This window comes from Enterobacter sp. CC120223-11 (assembly GCF_900215375.1).
Taxonomy (GTDB): domain Bacteria; phylum Pseudomonadota; class Gammaproteobacteria; order Enterobacterales; family Enterobacteriaceae; genus Scandinavium.
The window spans coordinates 1-13,305 of sequence record NZ_OBEF01000012.1 but is presented as its reverse complement, the minus strand read 5'-3'; the positions used below and the strand labels follow the sequence as shown (position 1 = coordinate 13,305).

At 56.5% G+C, this 13,305-nt stretch carries 7 protein-coding genes and 2 rRNA genes; 1 reads left to right on the top strand and 8 read right to left on the bottom strand.

What is annotated here, in order from left to right:
* Positions 1–56: 56 nt before the first annotated feature.
* Both CRO87_RS14445 and metH read right to left on the bottom strand, forming a co-directional pair.
* Positions 57–1,688 (bottom strand): Na/Pi cotransporter family protein, encoded by a 1,632-nt coding sequence (locus CRO87_RS14445; RefSeq protein ID WP_097163641.1) that lies wholly within the window; start codon positions 1,686–1,688, stop codon positions 57–59.
* Positions 1,689–2,048: 360 nt separating this feature from the next.
* Positions 2,049–5,732, bottom strand: a complete 3,684-nt coding sequence (metH, locus tag CRO87_RS14440; RefSeq protein WP_097163640.1) for a methionine synthase — start codon at positions 5,730–5,732, stop codon at positions 2,049–2,051.
* A gap of 181 nt (positions 5,733–5,913) precedes the next feature.
* Here metH and iclR point away from each other — a divergent pair, with 181 nt between their 5' ends.
* On the top strand, positions 5,914–6,741 hold the full coding sequence (iclR, locus tag CRO87_RS14435) for a glyoxylate bypass operon transcriptional repressor IclR (protein ID WP_097163639.1): 828 nt from the start codon (positions 5,914–5,916) through the stop codon (positions 6,739–6,741).
* Positions 6,742–6,851: 110 nt separating this feature from the next.
* On the opposite strand, the gene aceK is transcribed toward iclR, so the two are convergent.
* The 6 genes from aceK to CRO87_RS14405 all read right to left on the bottom strand — a co-directional run.
* Entirely contained in the window at positions 6,852–8,576 is a 1,725-nt protein-coding gene (aceK, locus tag CRO87_RS14430) for a bifunctional isocitrate dehydrogenase kinase/phosphatase (protein ID WP_097163638.1), read from the bottom strand.
* Positions 8,577–8,651: 75 nt separating this feature from the next.
* On the bottom strand, positions 8,652–9,956 hold the full coding sequence (gene aceA / locus CRO87_RS14425) for an isocitrate lyase (RefSeq protein WP_097163637.1): 1,305 nt from the start codon (positions 9,954–9,956) through the stop codon (positions 8,652–8,654).
* A 35-nt stretch (positions 9,957–9,991) separates the two neighbouring features.
* On the bottom strand, positions 9,992–11,593 hold the full coding sequence (aceB, locus tag CRO87_RS14420; protein WP_097163636.1) for a malate synthase A: 1,602 nt from the start codon (positions 11,591–11,593) through the stop codon (positions 9,992–9,994).
* 267 nt (positions 11,594–11,860) lie between these two features.
* On the bottom strand, positions 11,861–12,790 hold the full coding sequence (gene metA, locus CRO87_RS14415) for a homoserine O-succinyltransferase (protein ID WP_097163635.1): 930 nt from the start codon (positions 12,788–12,790) through the stop codon (positions 11,861–11,863).
* A 213-nt stretch (positions 12,791–13,003) separates the two neighbouring features.
* Positions 13,004–13,119 (bottom strand): 5S ribosomal RNA (gene rrf, locus CRO87_RS14410).
* A gap of 105 nt (positions 13,120–13,224) precedes the next feature.
* Positions 13,225–13,305, bottom strand: a 23S ribosomal RNA gene (locus tag CRO87_RS14405); the annotation flags it as partial.

Below are 13,305 nucleotides of genomic sequence, written 5' to 3'. Positions count from 1 at the left end.
TGAACTATACCGCAGGCTGCCGGGCATAGAAAATACCCGACAGCCTTCAGGCAGGATTAATAGTCGTCGCGATCGTCGTCTTCGTCTGGCTGCTCCATCACGCTGTAAGCAACGGCGCAGAACAGCGAGTTCAGACGCTTCATGTCGCCAAGCAACCCCAGGTGGAGCGAACTGGTTTCGATACTTTGCACGTTTTGCTGATGCAGGCGATCAACGTGTGCATGCGAATAGCGACGGTTAAGAATGCGGAAACGGTGCTTATTACGACGCAGGCGGCGGGCGCTGTCGACGTCGCCGGAGAAGAACACCGACATCGCCAGCTGCAGATTGCTGAGCAGTTGCTCGAATAAACCGTCCAGCTCCTTCAGCCCTTCAATGGAGAAGGCCCGCCGCGCGGCGAGGGATTTGTCGGCAATTTCACTGCCCATGCGCTCGATGATGTCCGAGGCCTGTTCAAGGTTCAGCGACATCTCGATGATTTCCGCCCAGCGGCGCGACTCCTCTTCCGCCAGTTCGTCCTTCGGCATCCGCGCCAGATAGAGCTTGATGGCGGTGTAGAGCACGTTGACGTCATCGGCAATCTTACGCAGCTCTTTCTCCTCTCGCGGCTCGCCGTGCATCACTTTGCGCAGGCCATCCATCATGTTTTCCATGGCGTCGCCTATGCGCAGCGTTTCGCGGGCAGCATTCGCCAGCGCGAGCGTTGGCGTGTCCAGCGCCGTAGGATCCAGATGTTTCGGCTTCAGGCGGGCATCAAGCTCCGGCACGTCCTGAATGATGCGCTTGCAGAAGCGTGCCATCGGCTCGGCAAACGGCACCATCGCCAGGCAGCGGATCAGGTTGTAGAAGACGTGGAAGTAGATAACCAGTTCAGATTTCGCTACCGGCAGGCGTGCCATGACATCTGCCAGGATATGCACGAACGGCAACACAATCAGGCTACCAATCAGCTTGAACAGCAGGCTGCCGAGCGCCACGCGACGGGCGGCGGCATTGGCAGCGCTGTTGTTGAGCATCGCCAGCAGGCCCGAACCGAGGTTAGCGCCAATGACCAGGCACAGCGCGACAGGGAACGAAATCACACCCGTGGCGGTGAGCGTGGCCGTCAGCAGCACCGCAGCCAGGCTTGAGTAGGTGATGACCGCGAACAGTGCGCCAATCAACGCATCCAGCATGATATCGCCGGTCAGCGAGGCGAAGATAACCTGCACGCCGTTGGCCTGGGTAATCGGGTGGACGGCCTGCACAATCAGTTCCAGCGCCAGCAGGATCAGGCCAAGGCCAATCCCCACGCGTCCAAGCTGCCCGGCGCGGGTTTGCTTGCGGCCCAGGAAGAAGATAACCCCGATGAAAATCAGCAGCGGCGACAGCCAGGAGAGGTCAAACGTCAGCACACGCGCCATTAGCGCGGTACCCACATCGGCCCCGAGTACAATGACAAGCGCTGGCGTCAGCGCCACCAAATCCTGCGCGACAAACGACGTCACCAGCATGGTGGTGGCGTTGCTGCTTTGCACCAGCGCGGTGACGCCGATCCCCGCGCAGAAGGCGAGTGGTTTCTTTTCGACGCTGCGGCTAAGAACGGTTCGCAGGCGTGCGCCAAACACGCGCATAACGCCGGTTCGAACAATGTGAGTGCCCCACACCAAAAGGGCGACAGCAGAAAGCAGGTGTAACAGAGTCAGCACGGATTTTTGTTCTCCTTATCGTTATAGGTATTCCATCGGATGTCTCCCTCTCCCCGACCCTCTCCCACAGGGAGAGGGAGAATATACGGCACCATTCCGGTTCCCTCTTTCCTTTGGGAGGGAGAGAATATACGGCACCGCTCCAGTTCCCTCTCCCTTTGGGGGGGAATATACGGCACCACTCCGGTTCCCTCTTCCCTTTGGGAGGGGGAGAATATACGGCACTGTTCCGGTTCCCTCTCCTTCAGGGAGAGGGTTAGGGAGAGGGGAAATATAACCCTTTCATCAGTATAGGGGTTTACGCCCCGGAAAGAGACAGGGCACCGTTACGGTGCCCTGTTTGTTGTAAGAAAAGATGACTTAATCAGCGTCATAGCCCAGATTTGGCGCCAGCCAGCGCTCGGCTTCGGCCACGCTCATTCCCTTACGGAACGCGTAATCCTCCACCTGATCGCGCTGAATCTGCGCCACGGCGTAGTATTTGCTGTCCGGGTGGCTGAAGTACCAGCCGGACACCGATGCGCCAGGCCACATGGCGTAGGATTCGGTCAGCTTCATACCTGTGTGCGTTTCCGCGTCCAGCAGCTGCCAGATGGTGGCTTTCTCGGTATGCTCCGGGCAGGCCGGATAGCCCGGTGCCGGGCGAATGCCCTGGTAGTTTTCGCGAATCAGCTCTTCGTTGCTGAGGTTCTCATTCGCGGCATAGCCCCAGTACACCTTACGCACGCGCTCGTGCAGGTATTCTGCAAAGGCTTCCGCGAGACGGTCCGCCACGGCTTTTATCATGATTTTGTTGTAATCATCGTGCTGCGCATCGTAGGCATCCGCCAGCGCATCTTCTTCGAGGCCGCCGGTCACCGCAAATGCGCCGATGTAATCCGCTTTGTTGGAAAGTTTTGGCGCTACGAAATCCGACAGGCAGTAGTTAGCGAAGCCGGTTTTTTCGGTTTGCTGACGCAGATGATGGCTGACCGCCAGCACGTGAGTACGGGTTTCATCGCGATAAATTTCGATGTCGTCGCCTTTGCGGTTTGCCGGGAACAGCCCGACCACGCCGCGTGGGTTCAGCGATTTTTCCGCGCTGAGCTTGTCGAGCATCTCGTTGGCGTCCGCAAACAGGCGCTTCGCCTCTTCACCCACCACTTCGTCTTCGAGAATGCGCGGGTATTTCCCCGCCAGCGACCAGGTCATAAAGAACGGCGTCCAGTCGATGTAGTTACGCAGGGTTTCGATGCTGGCCGTTACCGCCTGCACGCCCAGACGATGGGCCACCGGCGGCGTGTAGCTTTCCCAGTCAAAGGCCAGGTCGTTATCACGCGCAGCCTGCAAGGAAACTGGCGGCGTGCGCGGTTTTTTACGCGCGTGCTGGATACGCACGGTTTCATATTCCTGACGCGTGCGGGCAACAAAATCATCCCGCTGCGTGGTGGAAAGCAGCGACGACACCACGCCAACGGTGCGCGAGGCGTTCTGCACGTATACCGTCGGGCCGCTGTAGTTCTGCTCGATTTTCACCGCCGTGTGCGCCTTCGAGGTGGTCGCCCCACCAATCAGCAGCGGAATGGTGAAGCCCTGACGCTCCATCTCTTTCGCCACGTTAACCATTTCGTCAAGCGATGGCGTGATCAGCCCAGAAAGACCGATCAGGTCGGCATTCACTTCGCGCGCGGTTTTGAGGATTTTGTCCGTCGGCACCATCACGCCAAGATCGATAATTTCGTAGTTGTTACATTGCAGCACCACGCCGACGATGTTTTTACCGATGTCGTGCACGTCGCCCTTCACGGTGGCGATCACCATCTTGCCGTTGCTGCTGCCCTTCTCTTTGCTGGCCTCAATGTAGGGCTCGAGGTAAGCCACCGCCTGCTTCATCACGCGGGCGGATTTCACCACCTGCGGCAGGAACATTTTGCCTTCGCCGAACAGGTCACCAACCACGTTCATGCCGTCCATCAGCGGGCCTTCAATGACCTCAATCGGGCGTGCGGCCTGCTGGCGTGCCTCTTCGGTATCGGCCTCAATAAACTCGGTGATGCCTTTGACCAGCGAGTATTCAAGACGCTTTTTCACGTCCCAGCCGCGCCATTCCGCCTGCTGAGTATTGGCGGCTTCGTCGGTTTTGCTGCCACGGTATTTTTCCGCCAGATCCAGCATGCGTTCGGTGCTGTCATCGCGACGGTTGAGGATCACGTCTTCCACCGCATCACGCAGTTCCGCAGGCAGGTCGTCATAAATCGCCAGCTGCCCGGCATTCACAATCCCCATGTCCATGCCGTTGCGGATGGCGTAGTAGAGGAACACGGCGTGAATGGCTTCGCGCACAGGGTCGTTGCCACGGAACGAGAAGGAGACGTTGGAGACGCCCCCGGAAATCAGCGCGTGTGGCAGCTCGCGTTTGATATCTTCGCAGGCACCGATAAAGTCCTGCGCGTAGTTGTTGTGCTCTTCGATACCGGTCGCCACGGCGAAGATATTCGGGTCGAAAATAATATCTTCCGGCGGGAAGCCGACTTCTTTGGTCAGGATGTTGTAGGCGCGGCGGCAAATTTCGATTTTGCGCTCGCGGGTATCCGCCTGGCCGACTTCGTCAAAGGCCATCACCACCACGGCGGCGCCGTAGCGACGCACTTTTTTGGCGTGATGGATAAAGGCCTCCACGCCCTCTTTCATCGAAATGGAGTTGACGATGCCTTTACCCTGGATGCACTGCAGGCCTTTCTCAATCACATCCCATTTCGAGGAGTCGATCATGATCGGCACGCGGGCGATGTCTGGCTCACCGGCGATCAGGTTCAGGAAACGCACCATCGCCGCTTCGGCGTCGAGCATCCCTTCGTCCATGTTGATGTCGATGATCTGCGCGCCGCTTTCCACCTGCTGACGCGCCACATAGAGCGCTTCGGCGTACTTTTCTTCTTTAATCAGCCGCTTAAATTTTGCAGAACCGGTGACGTTGGTCCGCTCGCCGACGTTCACAAACAGGCTGTCATCGCCGATGTTCAGCGGCTCAAGCCCTGCGAGACGGCAGGCAACAGGAATGTCAGGCAGCTGACGTGGCGCAAGACCTTCCACCGCACGGCTCATTGCCGCGATGTGCTCCGGCGTGGTGCCGCAGCAACCGCCGACGATATTGAGGAAGCCCGACTCCGCCCATTCGCGGATCTGCGCGGCCATGGTCGCTGCGTCGAGATCGTACTCACCGAAGGCATTCGGCAGCCCGGCGTTCGGGTGCGCGGTCACGTAGCATTCGGCAATACGGGAAAGCTCCTGCACGTACTGGCGCAGCTCATCTGGCCCCAGCGCACAGTTCAGGCCGAAGGAGAGCGCATCCGCATGGCGCAGCGAGTTATAAAACGCTTCGGTGGTCTGGCCGGAAAGCGTACGCCCCGAGGCGTCGGTAATGGTGCCGGAAATCATGATTGGCAGATCGACGCCGAGCGCTTCCAGCTCCTCTTTCACCGCAAAAATCGCCGCTTTGGCGTTCAGGGTGTCGAAGACGGTTTCGATAAGAATCAAATCGGATCCACCTTCCACCAGCGCTTTGGTGGATTCGCGATAGGCGGCCACCAGCTGATCGAAGGTGATATTACGGAAGGCAGGATCGTTTACGTCGGGAGAGATGGACGCCGTACGGTTCGTCGGGCCAAGCACGCCCGCTACGTACCGCGGTTTTTCCGGCGTTTTCGCCGTCCATTCATCAGCGCAGGCACGGGCCAGTTTTGCCGCCGCGAAGTTAATTTCCGCCGACAGCGACTCCATCTCGTAATCCGCCATCGCGATGGTGGTCGAGTTGAAGGTGTTGGTTTCAACGATGTCCGCCCCGGCCTCAAAGTAGGCGTTGTGGATGGCGGCGATGATGTCCGGTTGGGTCAGCACCAGCAGGTCATTGTTGCCTTTCAGGTCGCTGGACCACTGGGCGAAGCGTTCGCCACGGTAGTCCTCTTCGCTCAGGCGATAGCTCTGGATCATGGTGCCCATGCCCCCGTCCAGAACCAGGATTCGGTCTTTTAACTGCTGCTTCAGCTGCTTTTCGATGGTGCTCACGCGGACTCCCGACAACGCTCTTATCAACAAGCCATAGTGGCATAATCAACCAGCGTGGAAAAGAGAGCCACCGCGAACATGAGAGATGCTCACGACTACTGCTCCGATCAGTTCTAATAACGGTTGCATTATAATCAAATAAAACGAAAATGATTTCCACGATACAGAAAAGGAGTCCGTCATGGTGGCGACCGTTCCCGCGAAACGCGGCAGAAAACCAGCCCCTGCAGCCGCCGCTCCGGCTGGCGGCCAGGTGCAGTCCTTAACCCGCGGCCTGAAGCTACTGGAGTTCATTGCCGAATCGCACGGTGATGTAGCCCTGACCGAACTGGCACAGCAGGCGGGCCTGCCCAACTCCACGACGCACCGCTTACTGACCACCATGCAGCAGTTAGGGTTTGTCCGCCAGATTGGTGATTTAGGCCACTGGACGATCGGCGCACACGCGTTTATCGTCGGCAGCAGCTTCCTGCAAAGTCGCAACCTTCTGGCTATCGTCCATCCGATTCTGCGCAAGCTGATGGAAGAGTCCGGCGAAACCGTCAACCTGGCGGTGCTGGATCAGAGCGACCATCAGGCGATCATCATCGACCAGGTGCAGTGCACACAGCTGATGCGTATGTCCGCACCGATTGGCGGCAAGTTACCCATGCATGCTTCCGGAGCGGGGAAAGCGTTTTTAGCGCAGCTGAGCGACGAGCAGGTCAGCGGCCTGCTGCACCGTAAAGGGCTGCACGCCTACACGCACGCCACGCTGGTGTCGCCGGTACATCTGAAAGAGGATTTAGCACAGACGCGCAAGCGCGGTTATTCCTTTGATGATGAGGAACACGCGCTCGGCCTGCGCTGCGTGGCGGCCTGTATCTATGATGAACATCGCGAGCCATTTGCCGCCATTTCTATCTCCGGCCCGATTTCACGTATGACCGATGATCGCGTGACGGAGTTAGGTGCCTTAGTGATTAAGGCCGCGAAGGAAGTGACGCTGGCTTATGGCGGGATTAAGTAAGCCTTGATTGCCCGGCGGCGCTACGCTTGCCGGGCCTACAAAACCTTAAGTCTGATTTGTAGGCCAGGTAAGGCATCAGCCGCCACCTGGCAATCAGCGACATCAGGCTATTAGCTATATTTCACACAAAAACGCTGGCGCTTACGGTAGGCAAACACATCTTCGACGTGACCGTCACGGATCCGCGTCTGTAATCCTCGCCAGTATTCCGCACGCAGCAAATCGGCGTGCATCTCCTCGAACAGTGGCCCGATACGGGCATCGGCGCACAGCCAGTGGCGAAACTCCTCCGGAAACACATCGCCCGGCGAAACGCTGTACCACGGCTCGCTGGCAAGCTCATCTTCCGGATAACGCGGCGGCGGAATATTGCGGAAATTCACTTCCGTCATGTAGCAGATTTCGTCGTAATCGTAGAACACCACCCGCCCATGGCGCGTTACGCCGAAGTTTTTGAATAACATGTCGCCAGGGAAGATATTTGCCGCCGCTAGCTGACGAATCGCGTTCCCGTACTCTTCCACTGCATCGCGCAGCATCTGCCCATCGACCTGTTCAAGCCACAGATTTAGCGGCACCATCCGCCGTTCGATGTAGAGATGGCTGATGGCTATACGGTCGCCCAGATCGGTAAGTTTTTGCGGCACTTCCTGCCACAGTAAATCGAGCAAGGCAGGGGAAATTTGCCGCTTCTCCAGCACGAAATTTTCGAACTCCTGGGTATCCGCCATGCGCCCGACGCGATCGTGCTCTTTGACCAGCTGATAGCAGGCGCGAACGTGGGCAGCAGTCATCTCTTTTTGCGGCGCGAAGCGGTCTTTGATCACCTTAAACACCCTGTCGAATCCGGGCAGCGTGAACACCAGCATGACCATGCCGCGAATGCCGGGCGCTTCGATAAACTGTTCATCGGCCTGTCGAATATACGTCAGGTATTCACGATAGCTTTCGGTTTTGCCGTGCTTCTGGCAGCCAATGGCCATATACAGTTCGGCGGTCGTTTTGCCGGGCAGGATTTCACGTAGCCACTCCACCAGTGCGGCAGGCAGTGGCGCATACACCATGAAATAAGAGCGGGCGAAGCCAAAGACGATGCTGGCCTCGGCGCTGGTCGTCAGGCAGGTATCAATGAATAGCTCACCTTCATCACTGCGATGAATGGGCAGGAGCAGCGGCACCATTCCCTGGGGCGTGTGCAGTTTAGCAATCAGCCAGGCCGCTTTATTACGGTAAAACAGTTCATTCGCTACCTGTAAATGCGCTTCCTGCAGCACGTCCTGACCAAAGGTTTCGCTGAGATGCGCCAGGATGTACTCCACGTCACGGGCCAGATTTTGCCAGCGCAGGCGCAACGGCAGCTCCGTAAGCATCTGGCTGAATAACGCTCCCCAGCCGGTGTGCGGGTAGAAATCCTTCGCCAGCGGACGCGAGATCGTGCGAAAGCGTCCTTCAGGCTGGGAGCTAAAGATAAAAAGCCGCTCGGGAGTCAGCGAGCGGTGATCGAAGAGCCGACAATAAACTGAGTTAAAAAAGCTTTCGGCAATTTCAAAGCGCGGATAGTCGGGCAGTAATGCGGTGTAGTGCTCTTTCACCCTCAGCAGAAAGTCTGCGTCGGGGCTTTTACCGTCAGTGATGCAGCGCAGTTGCTCAACAACCAGGCCCACGTGGTGATCGTAGAGGTGAATACGTTGCTTCATCGCCTGCTGCACGGCGTGCCAGTCGGCTTGTTCAAAGCGCTGCTGCGCACCGGAAGTGACTTCCAGAAAGCGGCCATACTGCGCGTCAAAGCCTTGCAGGATGGTTTGGGCGATAAGCAGTTCAAGGTCGCGCGTCATGAGTATCCCCGTCACTATTTCCCCTCTCCCTAACCCTCTCCCTGAGGGAGAGGGAACAGATCGGCGGGATATTGATTAGAACTGTGACTCTTCCGTTGACCCGGTCAGCGCAGTGACGGACGAAGCTCCGCCCTGAATGATGGTGGTCACCTTATCGAAGTAGCCCGTCCCCACTTCCTGCTGGTGGGATACGAAGGTGTAACCGTCCTGGGCTTTCTCAAACTCTGGCTGCTGCACTTTCTCCACGTAGTGGCGCATCCCTTCGCCCTGCGCGTACGCGTGGGCCAGGTCGAACATGTTGAACCACATGCTGTGAATGCCTGCCAGGGTGATGAACTGGTACTTGTAGCCCATCTCAGAGAGCTGCTGCTGGAAGCTGGCGATGGTTTTATCATCCAGGTTTTTCTTCCAGTTGAACGACGGCGAGCAGTTGTAGGCCAGCAGCTTGCCCGGGTATTTCGCATGAATCGCGTCGGCGAAGCGACGAGCCAGCTCCAGATCCGGCGTGGACGTTTCACACCACACCAGGTCGGCGTATGGCGCATAGGCCAGCCCACGGCTGATCGCCTGCTCGATACCTGCCCGGGTGCGATAGAAGCCTTCGCTGGTGCGCTCGCCAGTGACAAATTCGCTGTCGTACGGGTCACAGTCGGAGGTGATCAAATCGGCTGCATCAGCGTCAGTACGGGCAATCAGCAGCGTCGGCACGCCAAGCACGTCCGCCGCCAGGCGCGCGGCCACCAGTTTCTGAACCGCTTCCTGAGTCGGCACCAGCACTTTGCCGCCCATGTGTCCGCATTTCTTCACCGAGGCCAGCTGATCTTCAAAGTGAACCGCCGCCGCCCCGGCCTCAATCATCGACTTCATCAGCTCGAACGCGTTGAGCACGCCGCCAAACCCGGCTTCTGCGTCAGCCACGATCGGCAGGAAATAATCAATAAAGCGTGGATCGTTGGGTTCAATGCCAGAAGCCCACTGGATCTGATCGGCACGACGGAAAGTGTTGTTGATCCGATCCACCACGCACGGCACCGAGTTCGCCGGGTAGAGCGACTGATCCGGGTACATGCTGGAGGCCAGGTTAGCATCTGCCGCAACCTGCCAGCCGGAGAGATACACGGCCTCAATGCCGGCCTTCGCCTGCTGCAATGCCTGACCGCCCGTCAGCGCCCCGAGGCTATTCACGTACCCTTTTTTCGATTCACCGTGCAGCAGGCGCCACATTTTCGCGGCACCGCGCTGTGCCAGCGTGCATTCCGGGTTTACCGAACCACGCAGCTTCACCACCTCTTCCGCGCTGTACGGGCGACGAATGCCTTCCCAGCGTGGGTTTGTCCATTCTTTCTGTACTTCTTCGATTTGTTGGGTACGGGTTTTCATTGGCAGATGCTCCATTTTTATTATCGGTGATGTGTTCAGGCCAGCAGGCGATAGCCGGGCAGCGTTAAGAAGTCGACGAGTTCATCGGAGGTGGTGATTTGCTCCATCAGGCGCGCGGCTTCGTCGAAACGGCCACTGCTGAACCGGTGTTCGCCCAGTTCGTCCTGAACAACCAGCAGCTCTTCGGCGAGCATCTGGCGGAACAGAGCTTTCGTCACTGGCGTACCGTTGCTGAGCGTTTTCTGGTGGTGGATCCACTGCCAGATCGACGTGCGCGATATTTCCGCCGTGGCGGCATCTTCCATCAGGCCGTAAATCGGCACGCAGCCGTTGCCAGAGATCCAGGCCTCGATGTACTGCACCGCGACGCGAATATTGGCACGCATGCCTTCTTCCGTTCGCTCCCCTTCGCAAGGCGCCAGCAGCTGTTCTGCGGTAATCGGTGCATCTTCATCGCGAGTGACAGACAGCTGGTTAGGGTTTTCCCCCAATACGTCGTTAAAGACGGCCATCGCCGTATCCGCCAGGCCCGGATGAGCAATCCAGGTGCCGTCATGACCGTTGTTGGCTTCCAGCGATTTATCGGCTTTCACCTTATTGAGCACCTGCGCATTGCGCGCCGTGTCTTTGCTGGGAATAAACGCCGCCATGCCGCCCATCGCAAACGCACCGCGCTTATGGCAGGTTTTGATCAACAAACGCGAATAGGCGCTGAGGAAAGGCTTATCCATTGTGACAACCTGGCGATCCGGCAGTACGCGATCCGGGTGGTTCTTCAACGTTTTGATATAGCTGAAGATGTAATCCCAGCGACCGCAGTTCAGACCCACGATGTGGTCACGCAGGGCATGCAGGATTTCGTCCATCTGGAACACCGCTGGCAGCGTTTCAATCAGTAGCGTTGCTTTGATGGTGCCGCGTGGTAATTCGAAGCGATCTTCGGTGTAGCTGAACACTTCGCTCCACCATGCCGCTTCCTGCCAGGCCTGCGTTTTCGGCAGGTAGAAATAAGGGCCGCTGCCTTTGGCTAACAGGCGCTTATGGTTGTGGAAAAAGTAGAGTGCGAAATCAAACAGGCTCCCCGGAATAGCTTCCCCACGCCAGGTCACGTGCTTTTCCGGCAGGTGCAGACCGCGCACGCGACACACCAGAACGGCTGGGTCAGGTTTCAGCTGATAGATTTTTCCGTCTTCATTGGTGTGACTGATGCTCCCGTTGACCGCATCACGCAGGTTGATTTGCCCGTCGATAACCTTATGCCAGTTCGGGGCCAGTGAATCTTCAAAATCAGCCATGAACACTTTGACATTGGCATTCAGGGCATTGATCACCATTTTGCGTTCAACCGGGCCGGTGATTTCCACGCGGCGGTCGAGCAAATCCTGCGGAATACCGCGAATTTTCCAGTCACCATTTCTAATGGAATCCGTTTCCGAAATAAAATCAGGAAGCCTGCCGTCATCAATATCTTGCTGCTGCTGGATGCGTGCGGCCAGCAGCTTATTACGCTGCGGGGTAAACCTGGTGACCAGTTCACTCAAAAAATCGATCGCTTCCGGCGTCAGGATCTGCTGCTCCTGCGCGCCAAACGGCTGGCTAAAGGCCAGTTCTTCGGTGGTTGTTGCCTGTTGTGTCATTGCGCGGCTCCTCATCGTTGATCCCAGGTCACTTCCCAAAGTAAACAAAGATCGTTGTATGGTTTTCGTTCAGCTCAGTTAAGCCTACGCAATAATAATTATAAATCAAAAACAATTTCCATTTTTAAATGGAAATACACATAACACATTGATAACAATGAATTTAAAGTTATCATTTAATTTGGCGTGCTTTTCGGAAATAAAAAAGGCACCCGAAGGTGCCTGATGTGGAGTGCTGAATCGCTTTATGATCGTTTAGGCGGTGGATTACTCCAGCGTCGGATTCATATGGCGCAGATCGTATGGCGTGATCTGATAAACGTAATAGTTCAGCCAGTTAATGAACAGCATATTGCCGTGGCTGCGCCAGGTTGCTCGCGGTTTGTTTTGCGGATCGTTTTGCGGGAAATAATTGTGCGGGACCTCGGGGGAAAGACCTGCTTCTTCGTCACGGAAATACTCGCTCGCCAGGGTATGGGCATCATATTCTGGATGGCCGGTGACGAAGGCGATACGCTTATCTTTGCTGGCAAACAGATAAGCGTCACCGTCTTCCGTTTCGGCCAGGATCTCGAGATCGGTGTAGTCGCGAATCAGCACAGCCGGGAAGTCAGCGTAGCGAGAATGCGGAGCCAGGAACGAATCATCAAAGCCACGCGTCAGCAACGCGTGCGGGTGAAGAATATGGTGCTCGTATACGCCAGAGAGTTTTTCCGTTCGGGTTTGTTTGGGAATGCCGTACAAAATATTCAGCGCTGCCTGAACTGCCCAGCAGACAAAGAGCGTTGAGGTGACGTGGTCTTTTGCCCACTCCAGCACCTGTTTAATCTGCGGCCAGTAGGCAACATCGTTGAACTCAACCAGTCCCAGCGGTGCGCCAGTCACAATCAGCCCATCGTAGTTATCTTTACAGATGTCTTCAAAGTTGCAGTAGAAGTTGTTGAGATGCTCGGTAGGCGTGTTACGGGATTCGCGTGCATCAATGCGCAAGAGCTGGACATCAACCTGCAATGGCGAGTTCGACAGCAGGCGTAAAAACTGGTTTTCCGTCTCTATCTTTTTCGGCATCAGGTTAAGGATTAACACCTTCAGCGGGCGAATTTCCTGGTTGGTGGCACGCGATGCCGTCATCACAAAGACGTTCTCATCACGCAAGAAATTGACGGCTGGCAGCTCGTCCTGCACCCGAATCGGCATAACCTTGTTACCTCACAGCATACGTTTACACGTTTAGACATCCAGATAGCTGAAGATAACCGGGAATAAGTCAAATGTCGAGTCTACATGTGAAAGGTGAGAAAGTTTCACGACGTAATTTAGGGTAAGTACTGTGGATATGTCTGTGGAAAGGTTGCGGACAAACGCAAAAAAACCCCATGCTTTCGCATGAGGTTTTCTTGTCTGTTTGATGCCTGGCAGTTCCCTACTCTCGCATGGGGAGACCCCACACTACCATCGGCGCTACGGCGTTTCACTTCTGAGTTCGGCATGGGGTCAGGTGGGACCACCGCGCTAGTGCCGCCAGGCAAATTCTGTTTTCAACATGCACGTCTTACTCTGTGCACATCGACTAATCTGTTATCAGGCTGAAAATGTGTCTGTCTCTCACGCCAAAACAGCTTCGGCGTTGTAAGGTTAAGCCTCACGGTTCATTAGTATCGGTTAGCTCAATGTATCGCTACACTTACACACCCGACCTATCAACGTCGTAG